Here is a 17,809-nt window from a genome sequence, read left to right as displayed (position 1 = left end):
ATCCAGCGCTGCATTGGCACCTGCTCCCTTCGGGAGCCAAGCCTCAATAAAACTCGGCTGCCCCGTCTGCTTCACCGCCATCGTCATTCCTCCAAGGCTTTGCCTTAGAGAATCACAATTGACGGATTACGCAACAGGCCCCTTGCGGGAGAAGCTGGCGCGAAGCGCCGGATGAGGGGTATCTCTCGGCGAGGTCAAGTTGTCAGAGATGCGCTCGCGGAGACAGACCCCTCACCTGAGTGAGTCCGCGTCTACCGGCATCGCTGCCCTCTCCCACAAGGGGCGAGGGCGCATCAACGCGCGTCTCGCTTCGCGCGAATACTCATTTCGTCGCGCGCGCACCCGCGCTCACGATGGGCGGCTTCGCATTCAGCGCTTCCACCTGGAAGCCGGCGACGCGCTTGTAGTTGGCGGCAACATCCTCCAGCTCCTGTTGCGACAGCACGTCAGTGACGACCTTGTAACCATCCGGCGCCCGCTCTTCGACGAGCTGCATCACCTGCTCGGGGCCGTTCTTGCGGTTGAGCAGGACGAGACTGGTGGTTGCAGGCCTTCGCTCGGCCTCATAGGCGAGCAGGGCCGCTTGCGTCGGGCCGTGCGCCAGGATCTCGCGCGTGATGGTGCGGGCATCGAGGATCGCCTGCGAGGCGCCGTTGGATCCGATCGGGTACATCGGATGTGCGGCGTCGCCCATCAGCGTGACGCGGCCGAAAGTCCATTGTGACACCGGATCGCGATCGACCAGCGGATATTCATAGGCGTGCGGGCAGTTCTTGATGAGGCCGGGCACGTCGAGCCAGTCGAACTGCCAGCTCTCGAACCAGGGCAAGAACTCTTCCAGCCGTGCGGTGCGGTTATAGTCCTCGCGCCGCCATTGATAGGTCGGCGGCATGTGGCGCTCGGCAACCCAGTTGATCAGATGGTTGCCCGCGGCGTCCGGTTCCTTCGAGATCGGATAGCAGACGAATTTCAGGATCTCGTGGCCGGCCATGATCATGGTGCGGCCGCTGAGGAAGGCTTTTGCAGGCGTGACGCCGCGCCAGAGGATGCGGCCGTTCCAGATCGGCGGGCCTTCGTCGGGATAGAGTTTTTCTCGCGCGGCGGAATGGATGCCGTCGGCGGCGATCAGGATCGTGCCGTCGTAAGTCCCCGCGGCCTTGCCGGTGGCCTTGTCGATGAAATCGGCGCGCATGCCGTCTGCCGTTTCGGTCCAGCCGGTCAGATGATGGCTGGTGAGGATGTTGTCGCGGCCGAGCCGCTCGATAGCGGTGTCGAGCAGGAGCTGCTGGAGCGTGCCGCGATGGATCGAGAATTGCGGCCATTTGTAGCCGGCCTCCAGTCCGCGCGGCTCGCTCCAGATCGGCTTGCCGTGCTTGGAGAAATAGGCGAGCTCGCGGGTGCGCACGCCGCTGGCATCGAGCTTGTCCATCAGCCCGAGCTCGATCAGCTCGCGCACCGCATGCGGCAGCACGTTGATGCCGACACCGAGCGGCCGCAGCTCGGCGACGCTCTCGAACACTTTCACGGGAATGCCGATTCCGTGCAGGCTGAGCGCAAGCGTCAGGCCGCCGATGCCGCCACCGGCGATGAGTACGGTCATGGGAAAGCCCCTCCAACTAGAGGCGTCTTGGCACAGCCGGGCGCCGGTGGGCAACTGCGAAGAGCAAGGGCACACTGAGAACGCCGTGCTATGGACCTAGGGGCCGGCAGCCGTTAACTTCCGGCTTTCCCATGAGGTCCGACATGCTCAAGCTCTACTACGCCACCGGCACCTGCGCGCTCGCCACCTACATCACCCTGGAAGAAGCCGGCGCCGACTACGCCGCCGAGCGGCTGAGCTTCAAGACCAACCAGCAAAACAGCGCGGAGTACCTCGCGATCAACCCGAAAGGCCGCGTGCCCGCGCTGGTGACCGATCGTGGCGTCCTGACCGAGACGCCCGCGATGCTGGCCTATCTCGCGCAGACCTTCCCCAAGGCCAAGCTCGCGCCGCTCGACGATCCCTTCGACTTCGCCCAGGTGCAGTCCTTCAACTCCTATCTCTGCTCGACCGTGCACATCAACCATGCGCACAAGATGCGCGGCGCGCGCTGGGCGAGCGAAGAAAGCTCGTTCGCCGACATGAAGCAGATGATCCCAAAGACCATGGGCGCCTGCTTCGCCCTGATCGAGCAGAAGATGTACAAGGGACCCTGGGTGATGGGCGAGCAGTTCACGATCTGCGATCCTTATCTTTACACCCTGTCGACCTGGCTCGAAGGCGACAGCGTCGACATCAACACGACGCCGAAGATCGCCGATCATTTCAAGCGCATGTCCGACCGCCCCGCCGTGCGGAAGGTAATGGACGCGCAGAAGGCGTAGGGCTCTTGTAGGGTGGGCAAAGGCGCGTAGTGCCGTGCCCACCATCTCTGATCACTTCAACAGAAGTAGTGGGCAAGCTTCCGCCCTCGCTCTTCGAGCTACGGCGGACAAGTCGCTTTGCCCACCCTACGAAGCCTTCCGCTTCTCCAATTCCCGTCCCGTCTCCAGCATCAGCCGCCTGAGCCAGATCGAGCCGGGATCCATCTGTGCGCGGGTCGGGTAGAACATGAACTGCTCGTCGATCCCGGGGTCGAGTGGTGGCGTCACCGTGACGAGGCCGAGCTGCTTGGACAGCGCCGCGATCAGCCGGCGCGGCACGAAGGCGACGAGGTCGGTGCGGGCGGCGACATGCAGCGCTTCGAGATAACCGGGGACGACGAGAGCGATGTGCCGGTCGATGCCCTTGGTGCGCAGCCAAGTGTCGATCAGGTCCTCCGGCTGGCCGCGGATAACTACTCCGACATGGCGCGCGGCCAGGAACGTCTCGCGCCGCTTCAGCGCCGTGGCGACGGGGTGGCCGCGCCGCACCGCCAGCGCGTCGCTGTCGGTGTAGAGCAGCTGGCGGTGAAATCCCTTGAAGGCGTTGCCGATCGAGATCACGAGATCGATGGTGCGGGCGAACTCGGCGTGGAAAATCGCCGGTCCCCGCCACGGCACCACGTCGATCCGGACGTTGGGAGCGGCCTGCGTCACCTTTTCCATCAAGGGCGGCATCAACAGCTCGACCGCGAGGTCCGGCATCATCAGTCGGAATTGCCGCTCGCTGCGCGCCGCATCGAATTCATTCGATACGAACAGCCCGCGCACCTGGTCGAGTGCCTGCGCCAACGGCGCGCGCAAGGCTTGTGCCCGCGGCGTCAGCTCCATCCGCGCGCCTGTGCGTACCAGGAGCGGATCGCCAAGGATGTCGCGCAGACGCTGGAGCGCATGACTGGCCGCCGGCTGCGACAGCCCGATCCGCAAGGCGGCGCGACTGACGCTGGCCTCGCGCAGCAGTGCGTCGAGCGCGGTCAGGAGATTGAGGTCGAGCGAATTCAAATTCATGAGGCGAATAGATATCATATCCACTATCGATTTGAAGAATTTAGAGCCGGCGGCGATGATCTCGGTGTTCTCACCGAAGGAGATGCCGCCATGAGCGCGAGCGCCAACAAGAAACTGATGCAGGATATCTTTGCAGCCGCCGCCAGCCCCGATCCGGCTGCGCGCGACCGCGGTTTGTTCACCGAAAGTCTTGCCGGTGACGCCAAATGGATCGTGACCGGCCAGTACTCCTGGTCGCGCACCTTTTCGGGCAAGCAGGCGATCCTCAACGATCTGCACGCCTATGTGCGGACCCGCCTTGTCGACCGGACGCGGACGGTTGCCCACCGCTTCATCGCCGACGGCGATGTCGTCGTCGTCGAAGCAAAGGGCGACAATGTCACGCCCGAGGGGGTGCGCTACGACAACGATTATTGTCTCGTGTTTCGTCTCGAGGACGGCAAGATCAAGGAGATCCGCGAATATTGCGACTCGGTGCTGACCGAGAAGGCCCTCGGTCCGTTTCCGCAGACGGCCGCGAGCTGAGCGGATCGAGCGGCGTCGCGTCCGCCGACCGGTGCCGTCCGCCGCGGTCGGCGAGGGGCGGTCGGTCGCACAGGCCGGACAGACTGCAGCGGCATGCATGCCGCTGCGGGCTTCGGGCCAAAATCTTGCTCACCTGCCGATAAAATCAGCAGATGTTGTGCCGTCTGGCGCATGCGCGCGCGAAAAATTTGAAGGTTCAATTAACGAGTGTCGCCCATTGTGTCGCGGTGCAGCGTGGTTCGCGAACAACGCGACCCGCGGCTGCCGGGGTGGCGCGACAAATCGCCGGAGTTGTTCGTCCGCCCGAATTCACATGCTTCTGAGTGGACAGTGGGAATGCCGAGTTTTCGTTTGCGGATCAGGGGACGCCTGTACGCTGGTTTCATGGCCTTGGTGGCGGTTGGTCTTGTGATGGCGGTGGTCGCCATCTGGAATTTGCGGTCCGTCCAGGATCAGGTCGCAAAACTCTCCAAATTGTCGGACAGCACGGCGCGCATCCTGGAGATATCGACCCATCTTCAGGCCATCCAGCGGGCCAATCTGCGCTACATTTACGATGCCAACGAACCTGCGATGCGGGAGGCTGCCGAGCGAGAGACCGCGGCGACCGCGCTGTTGCAGCTCGGAGCAAAGGGCACCCTCTCGGAGGAGCGGCGGAAGCTCTACAACGATCTGATCGGCGACATCGCCAAAATGAAAAGCCTGCGTGACAGTCTCGGCGACGCCGTCAACGAGGCGCGGACCGGCAAGGCGACGCTGTTGCCGAGTGGCGAAGAGCTGACCGTCAAGATGGCCAAGCTGGTGGATGTGGCCCGCGCCGCCGCCGACGACGACACCGTGTCACTCGTCGCGGACCTCGAATCCCGGGTCCTGCTGGTTCGAATCGCGAACTGGCGCTTCCTCGCTCTGCGCGACACCAACGGCCCCACCGCCTTCAGAACCAATGTCGACAGGGCGGTACAGCGGCTGGCAGCCGTCGAAAGGAGCCCGCAGGCGGCGGACCTTCGGTCGTCTCTGACGCCTGTGAAGACCGCGCTCGGTATCTACAAAGCCGCGTTCGAAACGACCTCCGCCGCGATGCTGCGGTCCGACGAGATCTACCACAAGGATCTCGCACCGCTCATCTCCGCGAGCATCGCCAAGCTCAAGGTCACGGAAACCACCTTGAAGGCGGATTACAACGATTCGCGCATGGCGGCCGATGCCGTGATCGACGGCACGACCTCGCTACAGGAGATCGCGGGCGGCCTCGCCGTCCTGTTCGGACTGATCGTCGCCTTCCTGACCGCCCGCAGCATCGTGGGGCCGCTGACCTCGATGACGCGCGCAATGGGGCTGCTTGCCGGGGGCAATCTCGCCGTCGAGATCCCCTCGCGCGGCAAGGCCGACGAGATCGGCGATATGGCCAAGGCGATCGACGTCTTCAAGACCAACATGATCGAGACCGAAAGGCTGCGCCATGAGCAGACCGCAACCGAGGCTCGGCAGGCCGAGGGCCGCAAGGCCGACATGGCCCGGCTCGCCAGTCAGTTCGAGCAGGCGGTGGGCGAGATCGTCGATACCGTATCCTCGGCATCGCAGGAGCTCGAGGGCTCGGCCGGCACCCTGACCGCGACCGCAAGGCGCGCGCAGGATCTCTCCACCGAAGTGCAATCCGCCTCCCAGGAAGCCTCGGCCAATGTGCAGGCGGTCGCCTCCGCGACCGAGGAATTGTCCTCCTCGGTGACGGAGATCGCGCGCCAGGTGCAGGAATCCGCGCGCATCGCGGGCGAAGCCGTCGGTCAGGTGAGCAAGACCAACGCGCGCGTCAGCGAGCTCTCCAAGGCTGCAGCCCGCATCGGCGACGTGGTCGAGCTGATCAGCACCATCGCCGGCCAGACCAACCTTCTGGCGCTGAATGCTACCATCGAGGCGGCGCGCGCGGGTGAAGCCGGCCGCGGCTTTGCCGTGGTCGCCTCGGAGGTCAAGGCGCTCGCGGAGCAGACCGCGAGGGCCACCGGTGAGATCGCGCAGCAGGTCTCGGGCATCCAGGCCGCGACGGAGGAGTCGGTCGGCTCGATCAGGGAAATCAGCGGCACCATCGAGCGGCTGTCGGAGATCTCGTCGACGGTTGCCGCCGCCGTGGAGGAGCAGGGTGCGGCGACGCAGGAGATCTCCCGCAACGTCCAGCAGGCGGCCCAGGGCACGCAGCTTGTGTCGTCCAACATCGGCGACGTGCAGCGCGGCGCTTCCGAGACCGGCTCGGCCTCTTCGCAGGTGCTTTCGGCGGCACGCTCGCTGTCGGCCGACAGCAACCGCTTGAAGCAGGAAGTCGCCAACTTCCTGAACTCGGTCCACGCCGCCTGAGCATGAAAAGCAAAAGGCCACGCGCATGCGCGTGGCCTCGCATTGTGACGTGGTGCGATCAGGCGACTTTCGTCGTCATGTGCTTGAACATGTTGCTGCGGGCCTCGTCGTCCATCTCCGCCTTGAACGTGAACTTGTCCTTCAGCGCGATCGCGCGCGTCGCCGCGGGCCGGGCCGAGATCTCGTCCACCAGCCGCTTCACGTCCGGATATCGCGCGAAGGCGTCGTCGCCAAGCTTGAATGGCACCATCCGTGCCCAACCCCACAGCGCCATGTCGACGATCGAATAGCTGTCGCCGACCATGTAGCGGCGACCTTTGAGGTGACCGTCGAGAATCTTGTAATGGCGATCGGTCTCGAACTGGTAGCGGTTATGCGCGTAGTCGTGGTTCTGGTCTTTCGGCGCAAAATGCTTGAAGTGCACGGCCTGGCCCGAATACGGCCCGACGCCGGTGGCGACGAACATCAGCCATGACAGCATCTCACCGCGAACATTGGCGGCGGGCAGGAATTTGCCGGTCTTCTCGGCCAGATAGAGCAGAATGGCGTTGGAATCGAACACGATGGTGCCGTTGTCATCGATCGCCGGCACCTTGCCGTTCGGATTGATCTTCAGATAGTCCGGCGTGAACTGCTCGCCCTTGCGGGTGTCGATCTTCACCGGCTCGAAGGGCAGGCCGGCCTCTTCGAGATAAAGCGCGACCTTGGTCGGGTTCGGCGAACCGTTAAAATAGAATTTGAGCATCGGGCATCTCCCCTGTGTTTGTTGGCCGAGAGTGGAGGCAGCAACATGTCCGCAAGCCGCCTTGTCTTGCCTGAACCTTGTTGGGGAGGGCAACCGGCGAGTTTGCCGGGCGGTATCTGCGCGCGACGCAGATCAGCCGGCGTAACAAAGGCCGATCGCCGCCGTAATGACCATGGCCGCGCCCACAGCCTCGAGGCGCAGCCCGATCCGCGTGGCGATATGCATGTCGGAGGCCCGCGCCTTGCGCTCCGATCCGCGCGCATAGCCGTGAACGATGACGTCGTGATTGAAACTGTCATGGGCCTCGTTGCTGCTGGCGAGCCCGACACAGACCACGAGCACGCCGAACAAGGCGAGGCCGAAAAATCCCAGCAGCGCAATCAGGAACATCGGAAACATGCCGACCAGAAAGATCGGAAGCAGCGGCACCAGCAGCAATGTCTCGGACTGTCGTCGCATGGCTCGACCGATCAAGACGGGGCGTAGACAGTCAATCTAGTCCCGGCCGTCGCGTCATTCAAGACGCCGTAGGGTGGGCAAAGGCGCAAAGCGCCGTGCCCACCAAACATCGCGGCGAGAATGGTGGGCACGCTTCACTTTGCCCACCCTACAACATCACGGGAAGGCTACCCCGCCGCCATGCCGGCGCGGATCTCGGCGCGGAGCTCGTCGATCAGCTTGAGACCCTTCTTGGTCTCGATGTGCCAGAAGGTCCATCCGTTGCAGGCTTGCGCGCCTTGCGCCACCGCGCCCATGCGGTGAATGGAGCCGACCTTGTCGCCGAACATGATGGCGCCGTCGGCGCGGACCAGCGCGCCGAGCTTCTTCTTGGCGTCGAACAGCTTGGTGCCGGGCATGATCATGCCACGCTCGATCAATTCCGAGAACGCAACCCGCGGCGCTTCGCGCGCCGTCATGAACGGGGCGAGGCTTGCCTCCGGCAACGGCTCGACCGCGGCGATGCGCGCTTGTGCCGCTTTCGCATAGGTCTTGTCGCGCTCGAAGCCGATATAGGAGCGGCCGAGGCGCTTGGCGACCGCGCCGGTGGTACCGGTGCCGTTGAAGGGATCGATCACGAGGTCGCCGGGTTTGGAGGACGACAGCAGCACGCGTGCGAGCAGGCCTTCCGGCTTCTGCGTCGGGTGCACTTTCTTGCCATCGGCGCCCTTGAGGCGCTCCTCGCCGGTGCAGAGCGGGATCAGCCAGTCGGACCGTGCCTGCACGTCCTCGTTGGCGGCCTTCAGCGCCTCGTAGTTGAAAGTGTAGCCCTTGGCCTTCTCGTCGCGCGCGGCCCAGATCATGGTTTCGTGTGCGTTGGTGAAACGGCGGCCGCGGAAATTCGGCATCGGGTTGGTCTTGCGCCAGACGATGTCGTTCAGGAGCCAGAAGCCGAGATCCTGCATGATCGCGCCGACGCGGAAGATGTTGTGATAGGAGCCGATCACCCAGATCGTCGCCGACGGCTTCATCGCGCGGCGGGCGGCGAGCAGCCAGGCGCGGGTGAAATCGTCATAGGCGGAGAACGAATCGAACTTGTCCCAGTCGTCGTCGACCGCATCGACATGGGATTCGTCGGGGCGCTTGAGATCGCCCTTGAGCTGAAGATTGTAGGGCGGATCGGCGAACACCAGGTCCACCGAACCAGCCTGAAGCTTCGACATCTCTGCGACGCAATCGCCGAGGACGATGCTGTGCGAAGGAGACTCAAAATTTGTGCGGGGCGCCCTTGCAGACGCCCCGCGACGCGACTCTACCATGACTCAAGAACTCTGACTCAGGCGACGCTGTCGGCGACGCGGGACCAAACAACCGACTGACCGTTACATTGAAGCGGCAAAGTAAAAATCGACTTAACCCGCCGCTTTCGTAAGCAGCCCTCGCATCGCGCCTCGCACGCGGTTCGCTCCGCGTATTCGCCGTGTTTTGCAGTGTATTTCGCGTTTCTTCGCGTCGCGGCTGTGATCGGAGCGCAAAAAGACTCGAAATTTCTCTCGGAAAAAATTGCTCGATGCCCGGAAAAAATTGCTGGCATTGCCATGCTGTCGCACTAGGCAATAATTGCCGAGCGGGATATTGATTAACGCAATGGAAATTTTACGTGCATGGTGCGTTGAGCTTTGCCGCCTTTGCGCCCAATTGATGCCAGCCAGGACCGAGGGAAGCCGCCATGCGCTACGATGATTTCCGCCGCAGCGACGACATCGAGGATCGTCGCGACGATGGTGGCGGGGGCGGTGGAGGAGGCGGGTTCGGCCTCCCCATGGGCGGCGGCGGGCTCGGGATCGGCACCATCATCGTGCTCGGCTTGGTCGGCTACGCCTTCGGCATCGATCCGCGCATCCTGATCGGCGGCGCCGAGATCCTCACCGGCGGCGGCCAGGCGCCGTCCTACCAGACCGATCGCCAGTCGTCGTCCAACGCCAAGCGCGGCGCGCCGACCGACGAGATGGGCAGCATGATCTCCGGCATCCTCGGCGAGATCGACGATCGCTGGAGCGAGATCTTCCAGGCCTCGGGCCAGTCCTTTACCGGTCCGAAGGTCGTGCTGTTCCGCAACGTCACCAATGGCGGGCGTTGCGGCCGGGCCGAGTCGGCGATGGGACCGTTCTATTGCCCGCCGGACAAGACCATCTTCCTCGACACCGGTTTCTTCCGCGAGGTCGAGACGCGTTTTCGCGGCTGCTCCGGCAAGTCCGCTTGTAACTTCACCACCGCCTACATCATCGCCCATGAGGCCGGCCATCACATCCAGAACCTGCTCGGCATCATTCCACGCGTGACGCGCCTGCAGCAGCAGGCCGGCAGCAAGGCGGAGTCGAATGCGCTCCAGGTGAAGGTCGAATTGCAGGCCGACTGCCTGTCCGGTGTCTGGGTCAATCGCGAGGCGAAGAAGCGGCCGAACTTCCTGGAGCCGGGCGACATCGACGCCGCACTCACCACGGCGAGCGCGATCGGCGACGACACGCTGCAGCGCCAGTCCACAGGCCGCGTCGTGCCCGATTCCTTCACCCACGGCTCGGCGGCGCAACGCAAACAGTGGTTCATGACCGGCTACCAGCAGGGCACCGTCCAGGCCTGCAACACGTTTGGTGGCGGACAGTAGGCTGACGGTTTCGTGCCCCGGACGCAGCGCAGCATGTAATGCTGCGCTGCTGAGCCGGGGCCCATAACGCCGGCGCCTCTGAGATTTCACGAGCATGGGTCCCGGCTCTGCGACGCACCGCTGACGCGCTGCATCGCGTCCGGGACACGAGAGGAAGTACAATGACCTCCATCGACGAAACAAAACAATTCGTCCCGCTCAACATCGCAGTGCTCACCGTGTCCGACACGCGCGTGCTCGCGGATGACAAATCCGGCCAGACCTTGGCCGACCGTCTCACCGCGGCCGGCCATCATCTCGCCGCGCGCGAGATCGTCACCGACGACGTCGAGGCGATCCGCACCGTCATCCGCCGCTGGATTGCGGACGCAGGCGTCGACGTCGTCATCACCACCGGCGGCACCGGCTTCACCGGGCGCGACGTCACGCCGGAGGCGATCGAGCCCTTGTTCGAGAAGCGCATGGACGGTTTCTCGATCGCATTCCACATGCTGAGCCACGCCAAGATCGGCACGTCGACGATCCAGAGCCGCGCCACGGCCGGCGTCGCGGGCGCAACCTACATCTTCTGCCTCCCAGGTTCGCCCGGTGCCTGCCGCGACGGCTGGGACGGCATCCTCAAAGCCCAGCTCGATTACCGCACGCGTCCCTGCAATTTCGTCGAGATCATGCCGCGGCTGGACGAGCATCTGCGTCGGCCGAAGGCCCAGGGCGCGACGGTGTAGGGGTCCGCGTTGGCGCGCCATTCTTCCCTTCCCCCCCTTGTGGGGGAAGGTGGCATAGGCCGCCTTGGGCCGCCGTTCTTAAAGAACGCCGAAGCGAAGCTTCGGCTATGGCGCCGGATGAGGGGTATCTATCGGCACGGAATGTGCCGAAGCAAACCCCTCACCCAAGTGGGCTTGTGTCTACCAGCGTCGCTGCCCTCTCCCGCAAGGGGCGAGGGCGCATTCATGCGCATCTCGCTCGTTGCGAAATAGTCAGAGATCCCGCTCCCAGGTCTCGCCGATCAGATCGACACCGAAGCTGTGGTGCTTCTCTTCCTTCACGAGCTTGAAGCCTGCACTTTGATAGATGCCACGCGCGGCGACCAAGATGCTTTGCGTCCACAGCGTCATCTTGCTGTAGCCCCTCTCGCGCGCACCCTGGATACATTGCTGGACCAGCGCGCGGCCGACACCGAGTCCCCGCGCTTTCTTTTCCACCTGCAACAGGCGCAGCTTGGCAATCTCGTCCGTAGCCTTGACCAGAAAGATCGAGCCGGCCGGCTCGCCGCCCACTTCCGCAATCCAGCAGTGCTCGCGGGCGACGTCATAGTTCTTGATGAACTGTGCGCAGATCTCGGCGACCAGGGCCTCGTAGCTGATATCCCAGTTGTAGTCGGCCGCATAGGCGGCGGCCTGCCGTGAGATGACCCAGCCCATGTCGCCGACGCGATGGCTGCGCAGCATGAAAGCCGCGGGCTGGCTTCGACGCTCCAGCACGGCCTCGATGGTCGCCATAGCCTGCGTGAGCCGCGTTGCATCGCTGGCCGAAAGCTGAGCCAGCATTGCGGCGACCTCATTTTGCGAGCTCAGGTTCAGCTTGGCAAAGGTCTGGCGACCCTTGGCGGTGAGGCTGAGCTGGTATTGCCTGCGATCCGCGGGCAGGGGCCTGCGGGTGATCAGGCCCTTTTCGTCGAAGCTTTGGACTATGCGGCTGAGATAGCCGGGGTCGAGGCCAAGCTCGTTGCCGATCTCCTTGGCGGCAAGGTCGTCCCGTTGTGCGAGCTCGTAGAGCACGCGGGCCTCGCTGAGCGAGAACGGGCTCTTTCCAAGGTGCTGGTCGAGCACGCCAAGTTTGCGGGTGTAAAAGCGGTTGAAGGCGCGGACCGCTGCGATGTGGTCGTCGGTACCGTTAAATGACATGGGTCACCTTGATACTTGCCATTGTCAAACAATTATTTGACTTTGGCAAGTATCGAGAGTGTTAGCCGACCATGACGATCCGACTGCGCAGCATGATCCGCGACGAGCGGCCGAGCCGCCGCAGCAGCCGCGCCTCGGAGCGGCGGGCTTGGGGCGCGTAGCCGCCGATGCGGTCGTAGTGATCACGCGCGATCAAAAGTCCCTGATCGCCGAAGGGACCGACGAGCTTGCGCATCAGGGCCCAGAGAATATCGCGGAAGCCGGCATCGGCGTAGGGCGAGCGGGCATAGCGGAAGACGGCCGCACGATCCCGGCCGCTGGTCGAGACGGACTGGATGAACTGGGTGGTTTCCTCGATCCAGCCGGTTTCCAGCACAGCGCCCGCAGGGAGGAACATCAGCCAGGACGAACGGGCCTGGAGTGCGCCGGCGGCGAGCGCGGCGCCTTGCGTGGATCCTTCGAAGCCGATGAAACGGCAGCCCGCGACGTCGGCAACGCGCTCGATGACGCCATTGCGGGTGCCGTCGACCAGGAGCACTTCCCGGATGATGCCTGCGGCGGCACCGGGTACCAGCGCGGCCAGAGTGGCGACCGCCGTCTGCTCGACGCCTTCGGTCGGAATGATGACGCTCAGCATGATTGAGGCTTCAGTGTCCACACTTCGGGAGAAGCGTAGCTCATTATGAGGGCGTCATAAAACATGTGGCGCTGCCGAGCAACTTTCCGGCCGCGCTTCGGGTATACGATGGTAAACCGCTGCAGCTGTCGCATCCAAATGTGTCCCGTACGGGGCGGCGATATTGCCGAATGTGTCGCCCCAAGCCTGTCCTGTCCGTATTAGTCCGGAGACGAACCGCAACATTGCGAGGCGCGCCGGCCGTTCGTAAATCCTGCAAGAGGAGGATGCGATAGCGGGAGAACGGGAAAAACCGTGCAATGGTGCTGCTGACGAGGCTTTGAATGAACGCCGATCAACTTGCTGTTAACTCGCCGGCAACATCTCCCAGGCCGGACGGCGCGCCGACCTTGCGGATCCGCGCCGTGATGCTGGGTGAACGCATCAATCCCTCCGGACTCGAAATTGGCGCGACAGTCTCCTCGATGCCGGCCGCCTTCCGCGTCCATGCCGGCCTTGCGGTCATCTTCCGCTACGGCGTCGTGGTGCTGATCGGTCTCCTCCCTTCGGAGGAGAAAGTGCTGATCGACAGCCTGAAGCCCCGCGTGATCGGCGAGTTCAGCCCCTACGAGGAGGAGATCGCGCATGCGCAACTCTGCAAGGACGAAAGCGCCGAGGCTATCCAGCCGGGTGGCCCGATCTGTCTCGCCAAATTCTCCGACGACCGGCTGCTGCTGATCGCGGACGCGCTTGCCAAGAGCACTTCGCTCGCACGTGACGAGCGCCGCGTCGCCGCCGTCTTCGACGTGATCGAGCCATTTGCGCGCAAGCTCGCCGAGCAGGGCCGCACGCCGCCCCGGCGCAAGGGCATCTTGCAATTGATCGGCAATGCGCTTCTCGTCCAGCAGCGCGTCGCCGGCCGTGTTGCGGTGGCCGAGAAACCCGACGTGCTCTGGGAGAAACCCGAACTCGACCGGCTCTATGCCCGCCTTGAAGACGAGTACGAACTGAAGGAGCGCCTGGACACGCTCGAGCGCAAGCTCGCCGCCGTGTCCGCGACCGCCAACGCACTTACCGACATCATCGATACCCAGCGCTCGCTCCGCCTCGAAATCGCCGTGGTGGTGCTGATCGTGATCGAGGTCGCGATCGGGTGTTTCCAGATTTGGTCGGGGACGCATTAGAACGCGCGGGCCGCTGGATCAATTTACCCCGCGAGCGAGATGCTCGTGACTGCGCCCTCGCCCCTTTCGGGAGAGGGCAGCACCGCAAGGAGACACAAACTCACAGGCGTGAGGGGTATGTCTCCGCATACTCACATGCATACATCAGCGACGAAAGAACCCCTCATCCGGCGCTTCGCGCCACCTTCTCCCGCAAGGGGAGAAGGGAAGCAACGCCGACCGTACGCCGTTGATCACGAACTGACGGCCCGCAGCACCGCCGCACAATGTCGTGCGATCATCAGTTCCTCATTCGTTGGAATGACGAAGACATCGACTGCGCTGTCGCCATCGTTGATACGCTCGCGCGCCGCCTCATTCGCAGCGGCATCGATGCGCACACCGAGCCAGTCGAGACGCTCACCGATCGCGCCGCGGATTTCCCCGGCGTGTTCGCCGATGCCGCCGGTGAAGACCAGGCAGTCCAGCCCGGCAAGCGTTGTCGCCATCGCCGCCACTTCCTGCGCGGCGCGGAAGGTGAAGAGCTCGACCGCCTCCCGTGCCGCAGCTTCGCTGCTCGCAAGCAGCGTGCGCATATCCGAAGCGATGCGGGAGACGCCGAGCAGGCCCGATTCGTGATAGAGCAGGTGCTGGACGTCTTCGACCGACATCTTCTCGTGCTGTTGCAGATAGAGCAGTACGCCCGGGTCGATCCTGCCGCAGCGCGTGCCCATCACCAGTCCGTCGAGCGGCGTCAGTCCCATCGTGGTGTCGATGCTGCGGCCGTCGCGCACGCCGCACAGGCTCGCGCCGTTGCCGAGATGCGCGATCACAGTGCGCTTCGCCACGAGCTGTGGTGCGATTCGGGCGAGCCGTCCCGCGACATATTCGAACGAGAGGCCATGAAATCCGTAGCGCCGGACGCCGCGCTCTTCATAACCTCTCGGAATGGCGAAGCGGCTGGCGGGCGGCGCAATGCCGTGGTGGAAAGCGGTGTCGAAGCAGGCGATCTGCGTCAGGTCGGGCCTTATCGCCGTGATGGTGCGGACCGGCGCCAGGCAGCGCTGCTGGTGCAGCGGCGCCAGCGGCGTCAGCGCTTCCAGCTTTGCGGTGACATCGTCCGTCAGCTCGACCGGAGCGGAATAGTCCGGACCGCCATGGACGACACGATGGCCGACGGCGCGCAAGCGATGGTCGCCGAAACGATCCTCGATGAAGCCGAGCACGTCGGCGAACAGATGATCGCTGTCCGCATCCGATGCTTCCCTCCGTTTCCCGAACAGGTCCTCGCCCGCGGGGCTCTTCACGACGAGCCGCGGCTTCGTCTCGTGCTCGTCGAGCAGGCCCTTGCAGAGCAGGGTGGGCTCGGCCGCCGAGATATCGAACAGGCCGAATTTGATGCTCGACGATCCCGAGTTGAGAACGAGTACTGTGTTTGACATGGCTGCTGTCAGTCGCCTGCCTGCGCCGGCGTGTTGCCGCCGGCGCTGTTCTGCCAGACCCATTCCTGGATTTCCGGCATGTCCTCGCCGTATTCGCGCACATAGCGCGAATGCTCGATCAGCTTATCGCGGAATTGCTGCTTCACCTGCGCCGCCTTGGTGGCCAGTCCCGGCACGCGCTCGATCGCCTCGATCGCGAGGTGATAGCGGTCGAGCTCGTTGAGCACGACCATGTCGAACGGCGTCGTCGTGGTGCCTTCCTCGGCAAAGCCGCGGACGTGCATGCCGGCGTGGTTGGTGCGGTTATAGGTCAGCCGGTGGATCAGATAGGGATAGCCGTGATAGGCGAAGATCACCGGCTTGTCGCGCGTGAACAGGCCGTCGAAGTCGCGATCGGACAAGCCGTGCGGGTGCTGCTCCCTGGGTTGCAGCGTCATGAGGTCGACAACGTTGACGACGCGGATCTTCAGCTCGGGCAGCGCCTTGCGCAGCAGGTCGACGGCGGCGAGTGTTTCCAGTGTCGGCACGTCGCCGGCGCAGGCCATCACGACATCGGGCTCGCCATTCGCGTCTTCCGTGCCGGCCCAGCTCCAGATGCCGATGCCGGCGTCGCAATGCGTGGCCGCCTCCTGCATCGACAGCCATTGCGGCGCCGGCTGCTTGCCGGCGACGATGACGTTGACGCGGTCATAGGTGCGCAGGCAGTGATCGGCGATCCACAGCAGCGTGTTGGCGTCCGGCGGGAAGTAGATGCGGACGATGTCGGCCTTCTTGTTGGCGACGAGATCGACGAAACCGGGATCCTGATGGCTGAAGCCGTTGTGGTCCTGACGCCAGACATGCGAGGTGAGCAGATAGTTGAGCGAGGCGATCGGTCGCCGCCACGGCAGATGCCGGGTCACCTTCAGCCATTTGGCGTGCTGGTTGAACATGGAATCTACGATGTGGATGAACGCCTCGTAGCAGGAGAAGAAGCCGTGCCGGCCCGTGAGCAGATAGCCCTCTAACCAGCCCTGGCAGAGATGCTCGCTCAGGACTTCCATCACGCGTCCGTCCTGGGCGAGATGCACGTCGTAAGGTTTTGTCGGCTCCATCCAGACGCGTTCCGTGGCCTCGAACACCGCATCGAGCCGGTTTGACGCGGTCTCGTCCGGACCCATGATGCGGAAGTTGCGGGCCTCGGCGTTGAGGCGGATGACGTCGCGCAGGAATTTCCCGAGCTCGCGGGTTGCCTCCGCCACGACGCCGCCCGGCTGAGTTACCTCGACGGCGAAGCTGCGGAAGTCCGGCAGCTTCAGCTCCTTCTTCAGAAGGCCGCCATTGGCGTGCGGATTGGCGCCCATGCGGCGATTGCCTTCGGGCGCGAGCGCCTGGAGCTCGGCAATCAGAGCGCCGTTGGCGTCGAACAGATTTTCCGGCTCGTAGCTGCGCATCCAGTCTTCGAGAATCTTCAGATGCGCCGGATTCTCGCGGCAGTTCGCGACCGGCACCTGATGCGCCCGCCAAAAACCTTCGACCTTCTTGCCGTCGACTTCCTTGGGGCCGGTCCAGCCCTTCGGGCTGCGCAGCACGATCATCGGCCAGCGCGGGCGTTCGATGCTCTTGCGGCCGTCGCGGGCGTGCTGCTGGATCGACCGGATGCTGGCGAACGCGACATCCAGCGCGTCCGCCATGGCCTGATGCATCGGCTTGGGATCGTCGCCCTCGACGAACAGCGGCTCGTGGCCGAGCCCGCGGAACAGATTGCGGATCTCGTCGTCGCGCATCCGCCCGAGCACGGTCGGATTGGCAATCTTGTAACCGTTGAGATGCAGGATCGGCAGCACCGCACCGTCATGGGCGGGATTGAGGAACTTGTTGGAGTGCCAGGACGCGGCGAGCGGGCCGGTCTCGGCCTCGCCGTCGCCGACGACACAGGCGACGATCAGGTCGGGATTGTCGAAGGCCGCGCCATAGGCATGCACCAGCGCGTAGCCGAGCTCGCCGCCTTCGTGGATCGAGCCGGGCGTTTCCGGCGCCGCGTGACTCGGGATGCCGCCGGGGAAGGAGAACTGTCTGAACAGCTTGCGCAATCCGTCGGCATCGCGCGCGATATCGGGATAGATCTCGCTGTAGCTGCCTTCGAGATAGGTGTTGGCGACCATGCCGGGGCCGCCGTGGCCGGGACCGCAGACATAGATCACGCTCAGGTCCAGCGCGCGGATGACGCGGTTGAGATGGGCGTAAATGAAGTTCAACCCGGGCGTCGTGCCCCAATGGCCGAGCAAACGCGGCTTGATGTGCTCGGGCCGTAACGGCTCGCGCAGCAGCGGATTGTCGAGCAGGTAGATCTGCCCGACGGAGAGATAGTTCGCGGCGCGCCAGTAGCGGTCGAGCAGATCGAGGTCGCTGCTCGCTGCGGCCAATTGTTGTTGATTTGTCATGTTCCTGCCGACCTTCACCCGGGATCGTCACCAACCGAGTTCCGGCGAGATCGATCCTTCGGCAGCATCAAACGGGATCGCCGTGACGCCACTGTTGCGTGAGGTCAAAAGCGGGCGCGCGAAGTTTGGGCAGC

15 protein-coding genes are annotated in these 17,809 nt (G+C 64.0%); 6 read left to right on the top strand and 9 right to left on the bottom strand.

The genetic code is table 11. The features are described from left to right. Positions 1 to 322: 322 nt before the first annotated feature. A complete protein-coding gene (locus ABIB91_RS14860) occupies positions 323 to 1,600 on the bottom strand; it encodes a flavin-dependent oxidoreductase (RefSeq protein WP_354162125.1) in 1,278 nt (425 codons plus the stop codon). A 143-nt stretch (positions 1,601 to 1,743) separates the two neighbouring features. On the opposite strand from ABIB91_RS14860, the gene ABIB91_RS14855 reads away from it, so the two are divergent. Further along, positions 1,744 to 2,364 carry a glutathione S-transferase family protein gene (locus tag ABIB91_RS14855; protein WP_354162122.1) on the top strand — a complete coding sequence of 207 codons (621 nt, stop codon included), beginning with the start codon at positions 1,744 to 1,746 and terminating at the stop codon, positions 2,362 to 2,364. Between the two features lie 126 nt (positions 2,365 to 2,490). Here the strand turns inward: ABIB91_RS14855 and ABIB91_RS14850 are convergent, their stop codons facing one another. Beyond that, a complete protein-coding gene (locus ABIB91_RS14850) occupies positions 2,491 to 3,408 on the bottom strand; it encodes a LysR family transcriptional regulator (RefSeq protein WP_354162119.1) in 918 nt (305 codons plus the stop codon). Positions 3,409 to 3,498: 90 nt separating this feature from the next. Between ABIB91_RS14850 and ABIB91_RS14845 the strand changes: the two genes are divergently transcribed. Both ABIB91_RS14845 and ABIB91_RS14840 read left to right on the top strand, forming a co-directional pair. Then, the gene (locus tag ABIB91_RS14845) at positions 3,499 to 3,933 is read left to right on the top strand and encodes a nuclear transport factor 2 family protein (RefSeq protein WP_354162116.1); all 435 of its coding nucleotides are present in this window, start codon (positions 3,499 to 3,501) and stop codon (positions 3,931 to 3,933) included. A gap of 336 nt (positions 3,934 to 4,269) precedes the next feature. Continuing rightward, entirely contained in the window at positions 4,270 to 6,279 is a 2,010-nt protein-coding gene (locus tag ABIB91_RS14840; RefSeq protein WP_354162113.1) for a methyl-accepting chemotaxis protein, read from the top strand. A 58-nt stretch (positions 6,280 to 6,337) separates the two neighbouring features. Here the strand turns inward: ABIB91_RS14840 and ABIB91_RS14835 are convergent, their stop codons facing one another. The 3 genes from ABIB91_RS14835 to ABIB91_RS14825 all read right to left on the bottom strand — a co-directional run bounded on the left by ABIB91_RS14835 (position 6,338) and on the right by ABIB91_RS14825 (position 8,781). Beyond that, positions 6,338 to 7,024: a glutathione S-transferase family protein gene (locus ABIB91_RS14835; RefSeq protein ID WP_354162111.1), complete on the bottom strand. Its 687-nt coding sequence runs from the start codon at positions 7,022 to 7,024 to the stop codon at positions 6,338 to 6,340. 132 nt (positions 7,025 to 7,156) lie between these two features. Further along, on the bottom strand, positions 7,157 to 7,483 hold the full coding sequence (locus ABIB91_RS14830; RefSeq protein ID WP_219684695.1) for a hypothetical protein: 327 nt from the start codon (positions 7,481 to 7,483) through the stop codon (positions 7,157 to 7,159). 167 nt (positions 7,484 to 7,650) lie between these two features. Then, positions 7,651 to 8,781 (bottom strand): site-specific DNA-methyltransferase, encoded by a 1,131-nt coding sequence (locus tag ABIB91_RS14825; protein ID WP_007607106.1) that lies wholly within the window; start codon positions 8,779 to 8,781, stop codon positions 7,651 to 7,653. Positions 8,782 to 9,191: 410 nt separating this feature from the next. On the opposite strand from ABIB91_RS14825, the gene ypfJ reads away from it, so the two are divergent. Next, complete coding sequence (ypfJ, locus tag ABIB91_RS14820) at positions 9,192 to 10,127, top strand: KPN_02809 family neutral zinc metallopeptidase (protein ID WP_007594991.1); 936 nt, start codon at positions 9,192 to 9,194, stop codon at positions 10,125 to 10,127. Positions 10,128 to 10,288: 161 nt separating this feature from the next. Further along, positions 10,289 to 10,852 (top strand): molybdenum cofactor biosynthesis protein B, encoded by a 564-nt coding sequence (gene moaB, locus ABIB91_RS14815; RefSeq protein WP_007594989.1) that lies wholly within the window; start codon positions 10,289 to 10,291, stop codon positions 10,850 to 10,852. 252 nt (positions 10,853 to 11,104) lie between these two features. On the opposite strand, the gene ABIB91_RS14810 is transcribed toward moaB, so the two are convergent. Together ABIB91_RS14810 and ABIB91_RS14805 are read right to left on the bottom strand one after the other, a co-directional pair. Then, positions 11,105 to 12,031, bottom strand: a complete 927-nt coding sequence (locus ABIB91_RS14810) for a bifunctional helix-turn-helix transcriptional regulator/GNAT family N-acetyltransferase (RefSeq protein WP_354162108.1) — start codon at positions 12,029 to 12,031, stop codon at positions 11,105 to 11,107. A gap of 61 nt (positions 12,032 to 12,092) precedes the next feature. Continuing rightward, positions 12,093 to 12,668, bottom strand: a complete 576-nt coding sequence (locus ABIB91_RS14805; protein ID WP_007594985.1) for a glycosyltransferase family protein — start codon at positions 12,666 to 12,668, stop codon at positions 12,093 to 12,095. 323 nt (positions 12,669 to 12,991) lie between these two features. Between ABIB91_RS14805 and ABIB91_RS14800 the strand changes: the two genes are divergently transcribed. Then, positions 12,992 to 13,831: an RMD1 family protein gene (locus ABIB91_RS14800; protein WP_354162105.1), complete on the top strand. Its 840-nt coding sequence runs from the start codon at positions 12,992 to 12,994 to the stop codon at positions 13,829 to 13,831. A 233-nt stretch (positions 13,832 to 14,064) separates the two neighbouring features. On the opposite strand, the gene ABIB91_RS14795 is transcribed toward ABIB91_RS14800, so the two are convergent. Both ABIB91_RS14795 and ABIB91_RS14790 read right to left on the bottom strand, forming a co-directional pair. Further along, positions 14,065 to 15,252 (bottom strand): acetate/propionate family kinase, encoded by a 1,188-nt coding sequence (locus ABIB91_RS14795; protein ID WP_354162102.1) that lies wholly within the window; start codon positions 15,250 to 15,252, stop codon positions 14,065 to 14,067. Positions 15,253 to 15,260: 8 nt separating this feature from the next. After that, the gene (locus tag ABIB91_RS14790) at positions 15,261 to 17,675 is read right to left on the bottom strand and encodes a phosphoketolase family protein (protein ID WP_354162099.1); all 2,415 of its coding nucleotides are present in this window, start codon (positions 17,673 to 17,675) and stop codon (positions 15,261 to 15,263) included. Positions 17,676 to 17,809 lie beyond the last annotated feature (134 nt).

Origin of the sequence: Bradyrhizobium sp. JR4.3, assembly GCF_040547695.1 — a bacterium.
Taxonomy (GTDB): Bacteria; Pseudomonadota; Alphaproteobacteria; order Rhizobiales; family Xanthobacteraceae; genus Bradyrhizobium; species Bradyrhizobium canariense.
This window is presented reverse-complemented; position numbering and strand designations above follow the sequence as displayed.